The 17,523-nt window shown below is 67.6% G+C and carries 23 protein-coding genes; 17 read left to right on the forward strand and 6 right to left on the reverse strand.

Annotated elements, in window-relative coordinates:
- Positions 1–88: 88 nt before the first annotated feature.
- From ACFXNW_RS10810 to ACFXNW_RS10820, 3 genes are read left to right on the forward strand one after another with little or no spacing between them, the layout of a single operon-like run.
- Positions 89–1,219 carry a tyrosine-type recombinase/integrase gene (locus ACFXNW_RS10810; RefSeq protein ID WP_379417455.1) on the forward strand — a complete coding sequence of 377 codons (1,131 nt, stop codon included), beginning with the start codon at positions 89–91 and terminating at the stop codon, positions 1,217–1,219.
- Positions 1,216–1,578 carry a helix-turn-helix domain-containing protein gene (locus tag ACFXNW_RS10815; protein WP_379417456.1) on the forward strand — a complete coding sequence of 121 codons (363 nt, stop codon included), beginning with the start codon at positions 1,216–1,218 and terminating at the stop codon, positions 1,576–1,578. Before ACFXNW_RS10810 ends, ACFXNW_RS10815 begins: the two co-directional genes overlap by 4 nt.
- Positions 1,575–3,029, forward strand: coding sequence for a hypothetical protein (locus ACFXNW_RS10820; RefSeq protein WP_379417457.1), 1,455 nt, complete (start codon positions 1,575–1,577; stop codon positions 3,027–3,029). Before ACFXNW_RS10815 ends, ACFXNW_RS10820 begins: the two co-directional genes overlap by 4 nt.
- Before the next feature lie 83 nt (positions 3,030–3,112).
- Here the strand turns inward: ACFXNW_RS10820 and ACFXNW_RS10825 are convergent, their stop codons facing one another.
- Entirely contained in the window at positions 3,113–3,697 is a 585-nt protein-coding gene (locus ACFXNW_RS10825; protein WP_379417458.1) for a hypothetical protein, read from the reverse strand.
- Between the two features lie 134 nt (positions 3,698–3,831).
- Here ACFXNW_RS10825 and ACFXNW_RS10830 point away from each other — a divergent pair, with 134 nt between their 5' ends.
- Entirely contained in the window at positions 3,832–4,041 is a 210-nt protein-coding gene (locus tag ACFXNW_RS10830; protein ID WP_379418093.1) for an Imm21 family immunity protein, read from the forward strand.
- A 91-nt stretch (positions 4,042–4,132) separates the two neighbouring features.
- Complete coding sequence (locus tag ACFXNW_RS10835) at positions 4,133–5,056, forward strand: ADP-ribosylglycohydrolase family protein (protein ID WP_379417459.1); 924 nt, start codon at positions 4,133–4,135, stop codon at positions 5,054–5,056.
- Positions 5,057–5,317: 261 nt separating this feature from the next.
- Here the strand turns inward: ACFXNW_RS10835 and ACFXNW_RS10840 are convergent, their stop codons facing one another.
- Complete coding sequence (locus ACFXNW_RS10840; protein ID WP_379417460.1) at positions 5,318–6,499, reverse strand: serine hydrolase domain-containing protein; 1,182 nt, start codon at positions 6,497–6,499, stop codon at positions 5,318–5,320.
- A 341-nt stretch (positions 6,500–6,840) separates the two neighbouring features.
- Here ACFXNW_RS10840 and ACFXNW_RS10845 point away from each other — a divergent pair, with 341 nt between their 5' ends.
- A complete protein-coding gene (locus tag ACFXNW_RS10845) occupies positions 6,841–7,710 on the forward strand; it encodes a DUF5995 family protein (RefSeq protein ID WP_379418094.1) in 870 nt (289 codons plus the stop codon).
- A 57-nt stretch (positions 7,711–7,767) separates the two neighbouring features.
- Here the strand turns inward: ACFXNW_RS10845 and ACFXNW_RS10850 are convergent, their stop codons facing one another.
- From ACFXNW_RS10850 to ACFXNW_RS10860, 3 genes are all read right to left on the reverse strand, one after another.
- Complete coding sequence (locus ACFXNW_RS10850) at positions 7,768–8,166, reverse strand: hypothetical protein (RefSeq protein WP_379417461.1); 399 nt, start codon at positions 8,164–8,166, stop codon at positions 7,768–7,770.
- 363 nt (positions 8,167–8,529) lie between these two features.
- Positions 8,530–8,727, reverse strand: a complete 198-nt coding sequence (locus tag ACFXNW_RS10855; RefSeq protein WP_379417462.1) for a hypothetical protein — start codon at positions 8,725–8,727, stop codon at positions 8,530–8,532.
- 238 nt (positions 8,728–8,965) lie between these two features.
- The gene (locus tag ACFXNW_RS10860) at positions 8,966–10,312 is read right to left on the reverse strand and encodes a lipase family protein (RefSeq protein ID WP_379417463.1); all 1,347 of its coding nucleotides are present in this window, start codon (positions 10,310–10,312) and stop codon (positions 8,966–8,968) included.
- Between the two features lie 189 nt (positions 10,313–10,501).
- Between ACFXNW_RS10860 and ACFXNW_RS10865 the strand changes: the two genes are divergently transcribed.
- The 10 genes from ACFXNW_RS10865 (at position 10,502) to ACFXNW_RS10910 (ending at position 16,128) form a co-directional block, all read left to right on the forward strand.
- Positions 10,502–11,704 carry a PucR family transcriptional regulator gene (locus ACFXNW_RS10865; protein WP_379417464.1) on the forward strand — a complete coding sequence of 401 codons (1,203 nt, stop codon included), beginning with the start codon at positions 10,502–10,504 and terminating at the stop codon, positions 11,702–11,704.
- A gap of 216 nt (positions 11,705–11,920) precedes the next feature.
- Positions 11,921–12,481 carry an RNA polymerase sigma factor gene (locus ACFXNW_RS10870; RefSeq protein WP_379417465.1) on the forward strand — a complete coding sequence of 187 codons (561 nt, stop codon included), beginning with the start codon at positions 11,921–11,923 and terminating at the stop codon, positions 12,479–12,481.
- On the forward strand, positions 12,472–13,143 hold the full coding sequence (locus ACFXNW_RS10875) for an Asp23/Gls24 family envelope stress response protein (RefSeq protein WP_379417466.1): 672 nt from the start codon (positions 12,472–12,474) through the stop codon (positions 13,141–13,143). The genes ACFXNW_RS10870 and ACFXNW_RS10875 overlap by 10 nt, the downstream gene beginning before the upstream one ends.
- Positions 13,140–13,511 (forward strand): Asp23/Gls24 family envelope stress response protein, encoded by a 372-nt coding sequence (locus ACFXNW_RS10880; protein WP_379417467.1) that lies wholly within the window; start codon positions 13,140–13,142, stop codon positions 13,509–13,511. The genes ACFXNW_RS10875 and ACFXNW_RS10880 overlap by 4 nt, the downstream gene beginning before the upstream one ends.
- On the forward strand, positions 13,511–13,828 hold the full coding sequence (locus ACFXNW_RS10885) for a hypothetical protein (protein WP_379417468.1): 318 nt from the start codon (positions 13,511–13,513) through the stop codon (positions 13,826–13,828). The genes ACFXNW_RS10880 and ACFXNW_RS10885 overlap by 1 nt, the downstream gene beginning before the upstream one ends.
- A 161-nt stretch (positions 13,829–13,989) precedes the next feature.
- Complete coding sequence (locus ACFXNW_RS10890) at positions 13,990–14,478, forward strand: Asp23/Gls24 family envelope stress response protein (RefSeq protein WP_379417469.1); 489 nt, start codon at positions 13,990–13,992, stop codon at positions 14,476–14,478.
- A 33-nt stretch (positions 14,479–14,511) separates the two neighbouring features.
- Positions 14,512–14,700, forward strand: a complete 189-nt coding sequence (locus ACFXNW_RS10895; protein WP_379417470.1) for a hypothetical protein — start codon at positions 14,512–14,514, stop codon at positions 14,698–14,700.
- On the forward strand, positions 14,697–15,023 hold the full coding sequence (locus tag ACFXNW_RS10900) for an Asp23/Gls24 family envelope stress response protein (protein WP_379417471.1): 327 nt from the start codon (positions 14,697–14,699) through the stop codon (positions 15,021–15,023). The genes ACFXNW_RS10895 and ACFXNW_RS10900 overlap by 4 nt, the downstream gene beginning before the upstream one ends.
- Positions 15,020–15,556, forward strand: a complete 537-nt coding sequence (locus ACFXNW_RS10905; RefSeq protein ID WP_379417472.1) for a DUF6286 domain-containing protein — start codon at positions 15,020–15,022, stop codon at positions 15,554–15,556. Before ACFXNW_RS10900 ends, ACFXNW_RS10905 begins: the two co-directional genes overlap by 4 nt.
- Complete coding sequence (locus tag ACFXNW_RS10910; protein ID WP_379417473.1) at positions 15,553–16,128, forward strand: alkaline shock response membrane anchor protein AmaP; 576 nt, start codon at positions 15,553–15,555, stop codon at positions 16,126–16,128. The genes ACFXNW_RS10905 and ACFXNW_RS10910 overlap by 4 nt, the downstream gene beginning before the upstream one ends.
- Positions 16,129–16,152: 24 nt before the next feature.
- Here the strand turns inward: ACFXNW_RS10910 and ACFXNW_RS10915 are convergent, their stop codons facing one another.
- Complete coding sequence (locus ACFXNW_RS10915) at positions 16,153–16,656, reverse strand: GNAT family N-acetyltransferase (RefSeq protein ID WP_379417474.1); 504 nt, start codon at positions 16,654–16,656, stop codon at positions 16,153–16,155.
- Positions 16,657–16,766: 110 nt separating this feature from the next.
- Between ACFXNW_RS10915 and ACFXNW_RS10920 the strand changes: the two genes are divergently transcribed.
- The gene (locus ACFXNW_RS10920) at positions 16,767–17,510 is read left to right on the forward strand and encodes an NAD-dependent deacetylase (protein WP_379417475.1); all 744 of its coding nucleotides are present in this window, start codon (positions 16,767–16,769) and stop codon (positions 17,508–17,510) included.
- Positions 17,511–17,523: the final 13 nt, after the last annotated feature.

Consider the following 17,523-nt stretch of genomic DNA (forward strand, 5'->3'; position numbering starts at 1 on the left):
GCCGACCGGGGAGTCGTTGACGCGACCGTGTCCGCGGCTACGGTGAGGCGACAATGTCACCTTTCCGTTGACGGTCTGGAGCGGATTCTTGGCGAAGATCCCTGGTTCTGCAGGGCTGGTTCTCGTTGAGGGTGTGCGGTATCTCGACGAGCCAGTGGCGGTGTTCGAAGGCATGCTGACGGGCTGGGAGAACCAGCAGCAATCGCGGCTGCTGGCGTCGACGACGATCGTGCCGCGTGTCGCGTTGGTGCGCAGGTTCACCGAATTCGCCGGTTCCTATCCGTGGGCTTGGACGGCGGCCGACATCGAGGACTTCACGGTCTCGCTGACTTCCGAAACGGGTGGGCGGTTGGCGCCGGCCACGATCCGTGGCTACCACCTGGTCCTGCGGATGTTCTGTGACTATCTGACCGACCCGCGCTACGAATGGCTACGCCAGTGCCGAGATCGGTTCGGGCAGATCCCGAGTCAGGTCTGTCACGAGTGGAACACCGTCGCGCACCTCGCCGACTACGAGGGCAGGCCCGGCCGGCGCCCGTTCTCCTACGACGAAGTACAGCAGTTGTTCGACTGTCTCGACAATCGTGTCGAGCGGATCGCGACCTCGGGACGTAAGGGTGCGCTGGCGGCCCTGCGGGATGCGCAGATGATCAAGACCGCCTACGCCTACGGGCTGCGCCGCAACGAGCTTTGCCGCCTGGAGTTGGTCGATCTCCGGCCGAACCCGCACGTGTCGGAGTGGGGGACCTACGGGTCGCTGCACGTGCGCTACGGCAAGGCCACCCGCGGCAGTGCGCCGCGGCGCCGCACTGTGTTGACGGTTCCCGAGTTCGACTGGGTCGTACCGGGAATGCGGCAGTGGGTGGAGCAGGCCCGGCCGATCCTCAACGCTGCCGACCACCCCGCGCTGTGGGTGACCGAGCGGCTGACCCGTGTCGACGGCGGGTTCCTGGAGAGACGCTTCTCCCGGATCCGCGCCGAGGCCGGACTGTCGGCGGACCTGACATTGCACTGCCTGCGCCACTCCTATGTCACGCACTTGATCGAGTTCGGCTACCCGGAACGGTTCGTCCAGGAACAAGTCGGCCACCACTACGCGTCGACCACGGCGATCTATGCCTCGGTCAGCAACGACTTCACGAAACAGACGCTGCGCACGGCATTGCATCGGGTCTACGCCCGCGCACCCAAACCCACCACCACGGAGGCGAACCGGTGACCAGTCGACGGGTCGTGATGCGCTGGCATCTTCGTCAGGTGATGGCCACGCGCGGCATCTTCCAGACCAGCGAGTTGGTGCCGCTGCTGGCCGACCGCGGGGTCAACCTGACCCGGCAGTACGTCCACAAGCTGGTCACCACCGCACCGCAACGGATCAACACCGACTTGCTGGCTGCACTGTGCGACATCCTCCACTGCCAGCCCAATGACCTACTGCAACCGGTCATCGCGCAGGCCGAACAGGCCGACACCGACACCGACACCGGCACCGACGGCCGCGCCGACGAAGGACTCGGTATCGGTGAGCTGCGACCGATCCGCGCCGTGGTCCGCAGGCCACACGAGCCGGGCGATTGACCAGGCGACTACCGCGCACCGTCTGCCCGCGATGCGACCGCCGCGACCGCTGCATCCAGCCGATCCTCGACGAACTGGTCTGCGCTATCTGCTACCTGCGGGCTCGTCGTGATATCCAGCCCTGCCCGGGGTGTGGTGAATCGAAGGTACTGGCCTTCTACGATCCTCAGCGCCGCCCCGCCTGCGCCGCCTGCACCGGCAACCGGCCGGTCTTCGCATGCCCGCGATGCGGGCGCGAGGACAACCCCTATGGCCGGTTCTGCGGACCCTGCACGTTGCGGGAACGCGCCACCGAACTTCTCTCCGACCACAGCAAAACCATCCACCCAGGCCTGCAACCGCTCTTCGACGCGTGGATGACCGGCAACCGGTCCCAGACCACCCTGGTATGGCTCGCCAAACCCTCCAGCAGCACCGACATCCTGCGCGCGATGGCGCTCGGCGAACTCCCGATCTCACACGCCGCGTTCGATGATCTGCCCTGCAACCGTCGCGTCAACTACATCCGGGATCTGCTCGCTGCCACCGGCGTAATCGAGCCCTATCAACCGTTGATCGCCCGGACCACACACTGGCTCAACGACATCCTGGACCAGCTGCCCAAACATCACGGCGAGGTCATCCGCCCGTTCGCGCAATGGCAACTGTTGCGTCGCCTCCGGATCCTCGAAGCGCAGGACCAGGTCACCCGCGGTGCCGTTCAACGGGCCCGGGCAGACATCCTGACAGCCGTCCGGCTGCTGGGCTGGCTCGACGAACACGACATCGCGATCGATCGGGTAACTCAATCCGACCTCGACCGCTACCTGGCGCGCTATCCCGGCCGCGGGCCCGTCCTGAGCCGATTCCTGAAATGGACCAACCACACCCAACTCACCGACGGCTTGCAGATCCCCACGCCCGACCGAGCCTCCCCACAGGTTCTGCTCTCCGACGACCGACGGTGGCAGCACGTCGAGACCCTGCTGCACGACAGCACGATTCGCAGCTACACCCGCATCGCGGGACTGTTCATGCTCCTGTTCGCCCAACCACTGTCCCGGATCTGCCGAATGCGCCCCGACCAAGTCTCCCTCTTATCCGACACGGTCACTGTCACCTTCGACACCGTCGCGGTCGAAATGCCCGAACCACTCGACCAACTGCTGCGTCAGCACCTCACCGCAAACGGTCCGGCCTCCCACGCCAACCGCGGCATTTGGCTCTTCCCCGGCCGACTGCCCGGCAAGCACCTTGTCACCGAGAACATCCGAAGCGAACTCGTCGCCAACGGCATCCACCCCAACCACGCCCGCCATGCAGCGATGTTCCACCTCGCCGCCGAGATCCCCACTCCGGTCCTCGCCGAATTACTCGGACTCTCCCCCTACACAGCAAACCGCTGGGCCGCCCTCTCCGCGCGGTCGTGGGGCCAATACACCGCCATGCGCCGCACTGCGCGCAGGGAATAGCCCGGGGTCCGAATAGATCCGGTTCACCGATACAAGAGTGAAGGTCGTGGCGGGAACCACCAAGCAGCTCGTGTGGCCGCCTGTCAGTCGCTCGGCGTCCAGGCCGCAGAGGCAGGGTCGAATCGGATCAACTCCGTGAGGAACGGGTCGTCCCCACTCAAGGCGCGGATGAGCAGCGCTACTGTCCCGGGGCCATAGTGATACCACTCGGCCTTGTCCCATATCACGATCGGCCAGGCACTGGGATCGGGATCCTCTGTCAGCCAGAAGCACTGCTCACCGCCGACAGCCGAAGCCCAGTTGAGCAGGCCGCCAGATTCGGGATGGAAAGCATAGGGAAACTCCGCGGGCCATTTTGACCGGTGTCCGCGCAGGATCGAGCCGATCTCGGCGGCCACGTCCCGCCAGCCTCCCAGGACCGGTTTCCCAGTTCCGAGCTCGGGCCAGGGCGTCAGCAGTGTGAGTCGATCACCCACTGTTCCGGCACCGAAGGCGTCGACAAAAGCTCGGTAGTCTTCCGGCAGCGCAACGCCGAAAACGGACTGGGACTGCTCCCAATCACACGCCCGGCCTGTCGTGGCGCAAGAGACGCCAGCAAGCTGGGCGAAGGCGGCGATATCGCCACGAACTGCTGCCTCACTGCCGTTCAGATGTTGGTGATCCGACACGAGAGCATCTCACCAAACCGGCGATCGATCGGCTATCCCCAGCACTGGGTATCGCAAGCCCCCGAGCGGCGCCAACTACACAACCGTGCTGCCCGCCAACTAGCCACTGGCTACGCGGAATAGTCCCAGGATCAATACAACCGGTCCACCAACAGGACCTCGTCTGGGAAGTACGAGGGCCCGTCATGCTTTTCGACTCGGCCTGGCCGGGAGCTGAGATCGAACTCGACAACCAGCTCCACATCGCCCTCGATCCAGGCCAGTACCGAGTCCGGGCAACCTACGTCAAGAACTCGGGCAACTGGATGATCCTCGTTCAACTCCAGCCGCTCCATGTGGGCTGACTCGAAGGGCACGGGATGTTGCGGCTACAGGCGTCGATGGTGACGGCCGGCCGATTGCCGAAATAGCCTGTGGTTCGGCAAGATCAGACCCATGAACGCTGACCGCCGCACCCGTGCCGTCGCGTCGCTGCACGGCGTGGCCGTCGGCGACGGATTCGGCTCATCCTTCTTCGTCCCCGGCAACTTCGGGGGCCTGCACACCCGCACGTTGCCGCGCGCGCCGTGGTTCTGGACCGACGACACCGAGATGGCCTGTTCGGTGTACGCGGTGCTGGTCCGGCGCGGGCGCATCGACCAGGACGCGCTGGCCTCTTCCTTCGCCAGGCACCACGATTTCGATCGCGGCTACGGCGCCGGGGTGAACCGCATGCTGCGCCTGATCCGCCAGGAGAACGGCGACTGGCGCCAGCTGGCCGGTGCCGCTTTCGACGGGCGCGGATCCTGGGGCAACGGCGGCGCCATGCGGGTCGCACCACTTGGCGCGTTCTTTGCCGGTGACCTCGATCGGGTCGCGCACGAGGCCGCGCTGTCGGCGGAGGTCACCCACACCCACCCCGAGGGTGTGGCGGGTGCGATCGCGGTGGCGGTGGCCGCCGCGATCGACCTGCGCGGCGCCGACCTGCTGGCCGCGGTCGGCGAGCACACGCCGCCGGGCCTGGTCCGCGACGGCATCGAGACGGCTGCGGGGCTGCTGCATCTCGCTGATTCTCGGAGTGCAGCAGCCACACTCGGCACCGGGCGCGAGATCTCCGCGCCGGATACCGTCCCGCTCTGTCTGTGGGTAGTCGCGAAGTACCCCTACGATTTCGCCGAGGCGCTGTGGGCCACCGCGCTGGCCTCCGACGACGTGGACACCACCTGCGCCATCGTCGGCGGCATTCTCGCCGCCCGCCTCGGCATCGAGGCGATCCCGACGGATTGGCTCCGCAGCTGCGAACCGCTCCCGAAATGGGCAGATGTCCCAGCCGGAAAGATCGAGATGTGGTCCGGCTGGAGCGGTTACGCCGTCGACTGAACGTTCCGGAACGCCATCGCGAGCAGTGGACACGGCACATCGCCTGCATGCGAGTGTCGGGGAGTTGATCTTCGGGCTGGTGGAGATACGAGGTAGTGACGGTGGTTGGCCCGGTTGGCGCGACCTGTGGTCGGGGCGTGGAAATGGTCGCGATGGCGCGCCCAACATCGTGAGCGTGCGCCGCTGCGATGTCGAACGACGGGCTCGTTTGGCCTGATCTACGACCGAACTACGGATCCACCCGGTGTCGGCTACCGATGCTCAGAGCGCCGGTGGTGGGCGGTCGGGGACCAGGAGAGCGGCGATTTGTCTGCCGATGTCGATGGCGTTGTTGCGGTTGGCATCGGAATTGGGGCCGAGGGTTACGTAGGCGACGACGGTTGTCGCGGTCTTGGTGTCGTAGTACGCGACGCCGTTGTAGCCGCCGTAGGACGGGTTCATGAACAGCCAGTCGCCCAGGTGGACGACGCCGAAGGCGAAGTATTTCTCGGGGGTCAGGGGGCCGAGGCCTGCGGTCGAGGGCTCCATCATTTGCCGGAACTGGTCGGGGGTGAGCAGTTCACCTGTGCCGAGTGCCCGCACCCAGCGGCCGACATCGGCGACGGTGGAGTTCATGTTGCCGCTGTGCAGGAATGCGGTCGGGTTCCAGAATGTCGAGTCCTCGAACACGTTTCGTTCGTTGGTGTAGCCGTGGAGGATCGGGTCATCTATCTGCGGGTCGAGCACCACCTCGGTCGAGCGCATACCGAGCGGATCGAGGATGTGTTCGGCGATCAAGTCGCCCAGCGGTTTGCCGGTCGCCTTCTGCAGCACTTCGCCGAGGACCACCAGGTCGCTGTGCGCGTAGGCGAAGCTCGTGCCCGGTGGGAACAGGGGTGGCCGGGCATTCGCGCGGGCGAGCAGCTCGTCGGCCGTCCAGGTGCGGAAGGGGTTGTCGGCGAAGATCCTCAGGAACTCCGGCTCGGTCACATAGTCGGAGATGCCGGAGGTGCTGTCGGCGAGCATGCGCGGGGTGATGGCGTCGGCGCGGGGGAACTCGGGCATCCAGCGGGCGATGGGTTCGTCGAGCGGCAGCACGCCCGCACCGTCGAGGCGCCACAGCACGGTGGACAGCATCGGTTCCATGGGCTGGCCGACGCGCAGACGCATGTCGGCGGTCGCAGGCACGCCGAGCGGTGAATCGCCGAGCGCGCCGAGGGCGAGCTGTTCGTCGCCGCGCCACACACCGAACACCGCGGAGGTGAGGTTCAGTTCGGCCATCCGGTCGCGCACGATGTCGGTGACTTTCGCGGCTTCCGAACTGTCGGCATGCGTGGTCACCGACGCGATCGTGTCCGACCCGGTATCCCGATCCGTGCCACATCCGGCGGTCGCAATGGCGAGCACAATCGCGAGCACCGCACACGCTCGGCGGTGCCGCCGAAACCGGAGCGACACGCTCATGACGGCGATCCCTTCGTGGCGGAAAACGGCCCGAGCAGCGTCCTAGCAATCTACGCCAACCCTCCCACCTGCGGTAGAGCTCACCGAGCCGGCCAGTGATGCCGGGGTGACGAAATGGCCTTGCCCTCGGCCCGGCGGCCACCGTCCTATTCGGCCACGGAGTCGCTCGGGACAACCCACGGCGGCCGGGTTCGTCAGCGCGGTACCGGGTACGTCGTGAGCGGGGACGATGAGAGGAGACGGCCGTGGAGAGTCTCGCCAAATTCTTCCTGGAAGAAGCCCGCGTCGACGCCGCGGCGGTCTCGCTTCCGCACCTCTCGTTCCGGTACCTCCTACGCGCGGTGACGACACTGCTTGCGAGTGCGGTCATCGCGGTGGGGTTGGTCGTCCCGTCGACGGCGTCGGCCTCGCGGCTCGATCTCGCCTGCGGAGCCCCGCTTTCGGCTGGCGCGGTGGCCGACATCGTGCGGCTCTCGGATACGGCGACATTGACGGGAACCACGCTGCAACGCCTGGAGCAGGCGGTCGAGCAGCACCGCCAGATCACCGAAATCCTTGTACTTCATCGTGATCGGCGTGGGTTGCTCGCTCTCGGGCTCGACACCGTCGAACAGGCAGCCGTCATGCCGCTGCAACGTGCTCCGGCAGCCTTCGACGACCCTGAGTTCGCGCACCGCATCAGTCTGGATTTGCTGCTGCGGTTCCTGCGCAATGTGCACGCCGAATTCACCGGGTCCGCAGCCCAGCCGCACTGGGCGCACTACTTCGCGCTCACCCGCGACTGCGGGCTGTCTGCGGCACGGGTGGCCATGGCGGGCTACAACGCCCACCTCACCGTCGATCTGTCCAATGCGGTGGCCGCCGTGCGCGCCACACCTGCGAACGCGCCCGATTACTTCCGGATCGTGGATGCGATCGCGACCAAGGGATCTCTCATCGTCGAGGCGACCAAAGCCGTCTACGGCGGCGATCTCGGGCCGCTGTGGCGGTTCTATTTCGTGGGCGAGGGTCTCGACGCTGTGCTCGGCGCCGGCGTGGGCTCGGCCGCATTGCTGCGGTTGGCCGACGCCGGCGCGAACGTGGTGATCTTCGGTAACGGTCTGGCGTTGCAGGATCCCGCTCTGGCGCCGGCGACCAACGCTGAGATCGATGCGCTCTGGCGCAGTGCCGACGCCGCGTTCGTGGTGCTAGCCGCCAACGGCGGACTCTGACTATGCGGCTGTGTCACCTGCTCATCGACGGATCCGGCTCCACGTACGCCGACCCCGTCACCGGGTGAAGTCGAGGCCGGCGCCGGCGACGAACGTGGCGGTGAGGGAGCCGTCGGGGTGTTTCGTGCCGTAGGCGGCGATGACAGCGCCTGCCGAGATGTCGGCGACGCGGGAGCCGAAAAGGACGTGGACCTTGGTGTCGGGGGTGGTGTGGACGGTGGTCGTGGTACCGAAGAGGCTTTCGACCTGCAGAGTTGTGCCATCGGTCGCGGCGACTCTTCCGACGGCGACCATCCGGCCCAGAGCGCCGGCGAGGGCGGGCGCCGGGGCTGGTGCGGGTCCGGGTGCGGGTGCGGGCATTGTGGCGGCCGGGGGTGGATCGACCTCGGGTGGGGGCGTGGTCGGCGTGCGATCGCCGGTGAAGAGGGCGATGAGCATTGCCAGGAGGGCGATCACGGTGGCAGTTCCGCCGACAAGGAGGTTCGATTCGCTGTATGGGGCTGAGTTGGATACGGCGGGTTGCGGCGCGCGTCGAGCGGGCGGGTCGCAGGAATCGTCCGGGCGGGTGCTGGGCGGCGCCTGGGGAAGGCGGGACCACGGCGTGCTCGGATGGGACATAGGTCACAGCGTAAGGGCGTACTCGTGGGTACCTATCGCCACTGGCGGTGAGCGACCGCCGCCGGGATAGCCTTCACGTTTCCGGTTGGGCGAGAAGAGGTTTCACGGTGTAACCGGACGGCGCCGACCGGCCCGTCGGCGGTCTCCGCATCGGTGGCCCGGGTTCGGACAACGCCCGAACTCGAACTGCTCGAGCCGGTGTCAGCGCACAGGCCGCAGAATTCGGAGCGTGACGACGAGCCCGATGGCCAGGGCGACGGCGGAGGTGATGGCGGTGCTCAGGGTGTGGGTGAGGGTGGCGATGCCGGCGGTGAAGATGAGGCAGGTGGCAATGGCCAGCAGTGCGGTGCCCCATTCCATGCCGACGATCCGGGTGGTTCGGTGACGCATTGCTGTCATGACCGGGGAGTACCCAGCGTTTCCAGCAATCAAACCGTTATCGCCTACCCGGTGTCCGTTATGTGCCGCTATCTGCGGTTTGTCCAGGTAGTTCTCCCGTTCGAAAGCCATGATCGAGCCTTTCTCGGCGGTAACGCACCCTCATGGGCGGTCTACCGATAACGACCCGGCAACGACTCGGATGGCACGCAGCAAACAACGAGACAACCGTCACGCCCGGGAGGCGGGCTCCTGGTGATCAGCGCTGGTAGGGGATCGGGCGAGCGGCCATCATCCGCAGCACCTGTGCGGCGAATCGCCGCAATCCACCCGCGGGCCTGCGGCCGCGAGCAACCGACCAGACGTCGGTGGTGGTGGGCGCCTCGAGCGCCTGCCCGGCGAAGCGATCGTCGAGCCAGTCGGCCATCGTCGGTGTGCCAAGGAATTCCAGCGGCAGATGCAGGGCGAGGCGATCACGTAGGTAGTGCACCTGTGCGCCGGCCGCACGATAACGGGCGACGAGGGCATCCACATCGGCGACGGCAATGACTTCATCGGGGATCGCCTGAAGGATCAGCATCGGCGCATGCGGGGCAGTGGCCCCGGGACGGATGTGATCGAAGATCGCCCGCAGCTGCGGTTGCTCGACCAATTCGGCGATACCGCGATCGCTGTGCCGGTCGACGTTCTTGCGGGCGAACTTGGCCAGCAGCGGGAAGGTCGCCCGTGATTCGGCCTCGGTGAGCAGACGCAGGAATCCGGGAGAGAGCCGCTCGGCCAGCAGCGCCTCCAATTCCGGGTAGGCGCGCCGCAATCCGGCGGTGTACACCGCGGCGAACCCCGCGTACATCGTCCCGTTCAACCGGACGAACGCGGCCGCGGGATCGCCGACCGGTGACCCGGCGACCGCGCCGACGATGTCGATTTCGGGCGCATAGTCGGCCGCAACTTCCGCCGCCCACGCGGTCGCCAGCCCGCCGCCGGAATAGCCCCACAACCCGACGGGTGTCGCCGCGGACAGGCCGAGCGGCGCGAAATCGAGTGCCGCGCGGACCCCGTCGAGTGTGCGGTATCCGGGTTCTCGGCCTGCTCCGAAATGACCACGCATCCCCTCGTGGTCGGGTACGGAGACGGCCCAGCCCCGGGCCAGCGCATGGGCGATGAGTGGGAACTCCAGTTGCGGAATCGCCCCGAACACCCGTGCACCGCGCCGCAACGCGTATGACGGGAAGCAGGTGGAGGCGACGGCGTCGATGGCGCATTGGAACGAGACCAGCGGCCGACGGAGGTCGGGTTCGGCGTCGTAGGGCAGCAGCACGGTCGTCAGCGCCACTTCGGCGTCGCCGTGCCGATCGCTGGTGCGGTAGAGCAGCTGCCACGCCTGCATGCGCTGCGTGATTCGGCCGAACCAGGCCAATTTCACTGTGCGGGAACGGATGACGGTGCCGGGCGCGGCTGCGGCGAAGTTCGGGGGCGGCACACAGAACGGGTCGTGCTCGACGCGCACCGGCGGCCCGGAATCCGGATACGGATCCGCCGAGCCCGCGTAACCGCGGGTCCTGCGGTACCCCTCACCCCCGGCGCGAAACGCCGCCTCGGTACTCATCGCGATGGTCCTTCCGAGGCGAAATCGAGCTGTCGGCACAAATCTAGGTCGGTGGCGAGGGCTCGTCACTACGTCGGCGGTACCAAGTGTGCGCGCCGAACTTGTCTCCGGAGACAGATTCCTAGACGAGGTTCGTCTTCTCGACCGGCGGAATTGCCGAAGCCGTAGTCGTCAGCAACAATCCGCGGCATGGTTGTCGATCTTCCCCCGCTGGCCGCAGACGCCGCGATTCTCGACCGGCTCGGCCGCGGCCTGCCCGCTATCGCCGACCGGATGCTCGCGGCGGGGCTCGGTTCGACACCACCCGCCGCCGACCTACCCGACGACCACTTCCACGAAGTGCTCCCGGCGATCCTGGCTTGTGGGCACGCCTTCCTGCGGGCGCTGCGTGAACAGCGCGAGTTCACCGACGCGGACGTGGCGCTCCATGTCGCGCCGGTGGTGCACCGCCATGCGGCCGAACGGATCCCGCTGCGGCTGCTGGTGGATGCCGTGCACGGTTCGGCGCAGCAGCTGCTGCGGGAATCGGCGCGCTCGGCCACAGCGGATGAGCTGGACGATCTGGTCGCGTTCGGCGCACACCTGCTCGATTTGCTGCGGCGCATCAATATCGTGGTGTACGAGGCATATTCGGAGCTCGAACAGTCGGTGTACCAGCCCGACCGGGAGGCGCGGCGGGCGCTGTGCTCGGCCCTGCTGCACGGTCTTGCGGTGACCGAACTCGCCGCCCGCGCGGATATCGCGCTGGCGCAGGACTATCGGGTGCTCGCCGTCCTGCTTCGGCCCGAGGAGCAATCCGCGCAGGTGGCGACCATGATCGCCCGGCGTCGGATGCGCGTATTGCAGTCGATCCTGGACGATCTCGTCGGCGTCGCGGCCCTGCACACTTTCGACGGCTCGGCGGGAATCGCCCTGCTGCCCAGTTCCTCCGCGCTCGACCTGGCCGATCACCTGGCGGTCGCCGCGGCCGCACGCATGGGCGCCCCGGTATTCCTCGCCGACGCGGGCGCCGTCGCTCGCGCGGACCTGCCGGACGCCGCCGCCGAGGCCGCCGAACTCGCCGAGCTGGCCCGTGCACTCGGCCGCCCAGCGGGGGTCTACCGCCTCGACGACCTGCTCCTGGAGTATCAGCTCACCCGTCCGGGCCGGGCCCGTGACCGGCTCGCCGGACGCATCGAACCACTATCGGCTCGCCCGCATCTGCTCGCGGCGCTGGACGCCTATCTGCGGCACGGCACCGACCGTAAATCCGCCGCCGCAGAGGTCCATGTCCACCCCAACACCTTCAGCTACCGGTTGCGCCGGATCGCCGAACTCACCGGCCTCGACCCCGCCGATCCCACCGACACCCGGCTGCTCGCGGCGGCGCTGACTGTCGATCGGGCGGGTTGATTCGCGCGCGGTATCGCCGACTCGCATGCTTCGACCCGGCCGGGCCCACCGGCACCCGGTTGCTCGCTGAGCGCTCACCGTCGATCGGTCCGGTTGACTCACACGCAGGATCGCCCGGGACTCATACCTCCACCACTGAGACGACGATCACGGGATAATCGACCGTGACGATTCCCGATGCGCGGTGTCCAACACAGGAGCGGCGAGGAGGTGGGTGTGACCGCGACCGAGACGACGACCGTGCCGGACGATGCGACCCTGGTCAGCAGGTCCAAGGACGGTGACGTACGGGCCTACGAACAGCTGGTGCTGCGGTATCAGGGTCGGATGTTCCGGCTCGCGTCCAAGATGCTCGCCGACCGCGCCGAGGCCGAGGACGTGGTGCAGGAGGTCTTCCTCGCGGCCTGGCGCCGGCTGCGGCAGCTCAACGATGACGCGGCGTTCGTCGGCTGGTTGTACCGGATGACCACCAACCGCTGCTTGAACGTGATCCGCGGTCGCCGCCCGCATGTCGAGGCGGACCTGGATCTGACCGAGTCGCCGCGTTCGGACATCCAGCCCGAACACGCCACCCAAGTGAACACCCAGCTCGAAGCGCTGAACGCGGCGCTACAGGATCTGACGCCCGAGCAACGGGCCTGCTGGCTGCTGCGCGAAGTGCACGGCCTGTCGTATGAGGAGATCGGAGACATTGTCGGCGCGAACACAACAGCGGTCCGCGGTCGCATTGCCCGCGCCCGAGCCCAATTGTCCGAGGTGATGAAGCCATGGCGGTGAACGAGACGACCGAGCAGGACTATGTCCTGCCGTGCGGCCGTGAACTGGAACAGGTGTGGGATCGGCTCGACGCCGTCGAGGCCGGTGGCGCCGATGAGCACGAGCTGAGCTGCCCGCATTGCGCCTCCGCGCGCGACAGCCTGCTGGCCCTGCGCGCGGCGACCAGGCAGATGATCGAGGAGCCGGTCACGCCGCCGCCGGATCTGGTGGGGCGGATCATGTCGGCGGTGCGGGCCGAGGTCCGCCGTGGTCGCACGCTGGAATTGCCGACACCGGAGCCCGGCGCGGTGGAGGTGAGTGAACAGGCCGTGAGCACGGTGCTGCGCTACGCCGCCGATTCGGTGCCCGGCGTGCGTGCGCGCCGCTGCCGGGTGCGTCCGGCCGGGGTCGGCGCGGACGGCGAGCATCTGGTCGACGTCGAACTGTCGGTCGCCGTACGTTTCGGCCCGACGGCGGTGGCCGAGTTGATGCCGATCGTGCGTGAACGCGTCACCGCGGCACTTCCAGCCCGGATCGGGTTGACCCTGCACCGGCTGGACCTGACCATCGCCGATGTGTATGAGGATCCATCGACCGGATGGACCACGGTCGACAACAGGGACGGTTCCAGCGAGACCGAAGGGGATCCGGGCGCGGAAGAATCCCGGGGAGACCAGCGATGACCAGTTCGGTATCTGTGTTCATCGAACCCCCGGTAGTGGCCGCCGTCGCCGCACACGCCGCCCTGTCCACGCCCGGTGTGGTGCGGCTCGAACCGGGCGTGCGCGGCCTGGTCACCACCTTGGTGCGGGCAGGCAGGCAACGCTGGCTCGGTACGGACCCGGCATCATCGGAAGGTGTGCGCGTACGCCGCACGGAGCAGGGGCGCCTGCTGGTCCAGGTCGATGTCGTGATCGCAGGCGACCGGCACGCGGGCGAGGTGGGCCGTGCCGTACAGCGGGAAGTCGCCACCGTGGTGCGCGCGCAGACCGGACAGAACGTGGACGAGGTCGTGGTGTCGATTCTCGATATCGAACCGGAGCCGCGCTGATGGCAGACGAGGAAACGATCGACAAGATCATCGGTGCGGTAGAAGGGATCTCCGGGCTGCGGCCCGCGACACCGATCGTGCGCGAGAACGCGAGCTGGTGGCCGTGGGACGCCCGCAAGTACGCGGTCGATCTCACCGACGACGCCGTGCAGGTGCGCGTCGTCGCGGCCGCGCTGCCACTGCCTCCGCTACTCGAACTTGCAGGCGAAGCGATTCGGCCCGTCCTGACGGGTACTCCATGGGAGCAGGCCACGCTGCGGCTGGTGGTCACCGAACTCGACGCAGCCGCTTTCGCCGAGGAAGGAACTGTGGATTAGACGCACCCCTTACATGCTTCCGGCCGCGCCGACGGCGGGCGAACGGCGTCCCCAGCTGTTGTCCAGGTCACACAATGTCGCCCGTGACGAGCGCACCCACCGGGTGTCGATCAGATTGCGGGACCGAATCCGCTGCATCGCAAAGGAATCAGGAGAACAGCATGGCCGCCACGACCACTGACAAGACCACCCCCAACAACACCCCCGCCGAGGCCAACAACATCGAGAAGCCCACGGTCAAAAAAGAACACGCGCTGGTCAGCGAGCTCGGCACGACCACGATCTCCGACATCGTTGTGCAGAAGGTGGCCGGTCTGGCCGCCCGCGAGGTGCGTGGCGTGCACAACCTCGGCGGTAGCGCGGCTCGCGCCTTCGGCACCCTCCGCGACCGGATCCCCGGCGCCTCCGCCAGTATCGGGCAGGGCGTTTCGGTCGAGGTCGGCGAGACGCAGGCCGCCGTCGATCTGGAGATCGTCGTCGAATACGGCGTCGCCATCGCCGAAGTCGCGCGTGCGGTGCGCCGCAATGTGATCACCGCGATCGAGCAGATGACCGCGCTGCATGTGGTCGAGGTCAATATCAATGTCAACGATGTGTTCATCCCGGGTGACGACGATGACGCCGACGCGCCCGCCGCGCGCGTGCAGTAGCCGGCGACCGGACTCAGCGAAGAGGAGTCGACTGTGAACGCCACAACGATATGCCTGGCGATCGGTATCGCGCTCGGATTCGCCGCCGCGTTCGGCGGTTTCGGCGCGTTCCTGATCGTGCTGGTGTTCGCCGCACTCGGCCTGGTGGTCGGCCGCTGGCTCGACGGCGAACTCGACCTTGCCGGGCTGGTCCGGTCCGCCCAGGCCAAGGGCAGGCGATGACGGCCGCCGCGGTTGCGGTCGAGCTGCCCGGCCGGACCACGGTCAGTGAACGTGCGGTCCGCAGGATCGCCGCGCACGCTGCCCGTGAGGTGCCGGGTGTCGATCGCGGCGTCAAGGTCGAGGCCACCGTTTCCGGTGATCGGGCCGCTCTGGCCGTGCGGCTGCCGGTCCGCTATCCGGAACCGGTGGGCCGGGTGACCGAGGAATGCCGCACGCATCTGCGCGAGCGCACCGCCGAACTGACGGGGATCGGAGTCTCGCGGGTCGACATCGTGGTCTCGGAGCTGACCACCGAAACCGTTGTGGCCGGGAGGGTCCGGTGATCCGCAGGCCGCGGCGCGCGTGGCCTGCCGTCGCCATCGCGGTGGTAGTGCTGGCGGCGTGTGTCGCGGTGACGGTGTCGTTGGTGCAGCGGCTGACCGGCACACACGAATACCTGTCCTACGACAGCGTCGCCGGCGAGGTGCACGGCATCACCTGGAACGAGCTGCCGGTGTTGGTCGGCGCGATCGTGGCACTGGCCATCGGCGTGTTGCTGCTGGTAATCGCCTTGCTGCCGGGGCGGGCAAAGGTGCTGCCGTTGACCGGGGACGACGGTATCGAGGCGGGGGTGAGCCGGTCGGGTCTGCGAACCTTGTTGTGTACCAGCGCCACCGGGGTCGACGGGGTGAGCTCGGCGCGGGTGAAGGTGCGCCGCGACGTCGTCACGGTGATCGCGCGCACCGACCGGCACGACAACGCAGGGCTCGCCGACACGATCTGCGATACCGTCACCGGCCGCGTGCAACAGCTCGGCCATCCGGTGAAGCGGGTGAAGGCGAAGCTGCACGGGCCCAAGGCCGGAGGTCCACGATGAGCAAGCTCAATCGGCCCGCCGGAGTGAACCGGACATTGATCGGCCTGATCGGGTTGATCTCGCTCGCGGCCGGTGCCTACGCGCTTGCCGCCTACTTCGGGCAGCTCGGCTGGGTGGACCGCGATTCGACGCTTGTGCCCGGGTCGGCCGCACCGCCGACCTGGGTGTTCTGGGCGGTGATCGCGGGAGCGGTCTTCGTCGGAATGCTGTGCCTGCGCTGGTTGTTCGCGCAGATCTTCCGGATGCCCAAGGCGCAGTCGTGGCGGTTCGAGGCCGACGCGACGACTGGGAGGACCGTCATGGCATCGTCGACCGCGGCGGCACCGATGGCCGCCGATATCTCCGCCTTCGACGACGTGCGTTCCGCCTCGGCCTGGCTGACCGGCACCCGGTGGGCGCCGGAGCTGCACCTGACCGTCACCGCGGAACCGCACACCGATGTGGGGCTGCTGCGAGGGCGCATCCTCGACGAGGCCGTGCCGCGGCTGCGGCAGGCGCTCGAAGTCGAGACCATCCCGGTGACATTGGAGCTGAGCTTCGCCGACGCGGGTAAACGTCCTCAGCTGCGCTGATCCGGTGGCAGGGCCAGGTCGTGTTCAGCCCAGCCGCAGCACCATGGTGAGACTGGTCGTGCCCGCCCGGTTGACGATTCGCGAGCCGTCGACGTCGACGAACCCGAGGCGCTGGTACAAGCGACGCGCGGGGTTCTCCTCGCGCACACTGAGGCTGATCGCGGCGTATTGCCCGGTCGCATCGTCGATCAGTCGTTCGAGCATCGCCGTGCCGAGCCCGGTGCCGCGGGCCGTCGCGGCGACGGCGATCGCGAGTTCGGGGATCGTGTCGTCGAGGTAGCCGTAGCCGGCGTCCGTGCCGGTGAACAGACGTAGCCAGGCGGCGCCTTCCGGCGCTGCTGCCGGACCGCCGATGACACCGAGGTCGCCCGTGGCGCCCCAGTTCTCGACATACCGCGACAGCGCGGAAATGGTTGGCAGGTCGGCGACTGTCAGACCCTGCTCGCCGGCATGTGACGCCTCGAACAGCATGTCCCAGAGCAGAGGTTCATCGGCGGCGACGGCCGGCCTGAGGAGCGTGGGTCTCACGGACCCGACGATAGACGAGCCCGCAGCGGCGTATCCACCCTGTTTCGTGCGATGAGCCGCGCCCGATAGCCTGACGATATGACGAGTTCGGTGGCGAGACGGAGGCCGCAGTGACCACGGACTGGCACGCCCGTCCCGGACGGATCGCGGTGCTCACCGGTGCGGGCATCTCCACCGATTCGGGGATTCCGGATTTTCGCGGCCCGCGCGGGGTCTGGACGAAGGATCCGATCGCCGAACTGCTGTCGACCTACGACAACTATCTCGCCGACCCCGAGCTGCGCGAACGTTCCTGGCTGGCCCGCCGCGACAATCCGGCCTGGCAGGCTCGGCCCAATGCCGCGCACACCGCGCTGGTCGAACTCGACCGGGCCCGCACCGTCACGATCATCACCCAGAATGTGGATCGCCTGCATCAGCGTGCTGGTTCCCCACCGAGCGGGGTGATCGAGATCCACGGCAATATGTTCGACGTCGTCTGCGTCGGCTGCGACTACCGATCCACCATGGCCGCGACCCTCGAACGTGTCGCCGCGGGCGAGGCCGACCCGCCGTGCCCGCAATGCGGTGGCGTTCTCAAAGCGGGCACGGTGATGTTCGGGCAGGCGATGAACCCGCGCACCATGTTGAAGGCGACGATCACCGCAGAGTCCAGCGATATCTTCCTCGCGGTCGGGACCTCGCTTCAGGTCGAACCGGCGGCTTCGCTGTGCGCGCTCGCGGTGGACAACGGGGCCGACCTCGTCATCATCAACGACGAGCCCACCCCGTATGACGGCCTCGCCACCGAGGTCATCCGCGAACCCATCGGTACCGCACTGCCCGAACTCGTCTCGCGCATTCTCGGCTACTAGCGGCCGGCTCGTC

The sequence above is a fragment of the Nocardia sp. NPDC059180 genome, from assembly GCF_042754945.1.
Classification (GTDB): domain Bacteria; phylum Actinomycetota; class Actinomycetes; order Mycobacteriales; family Mycobacteriaceae; genus Nocardia.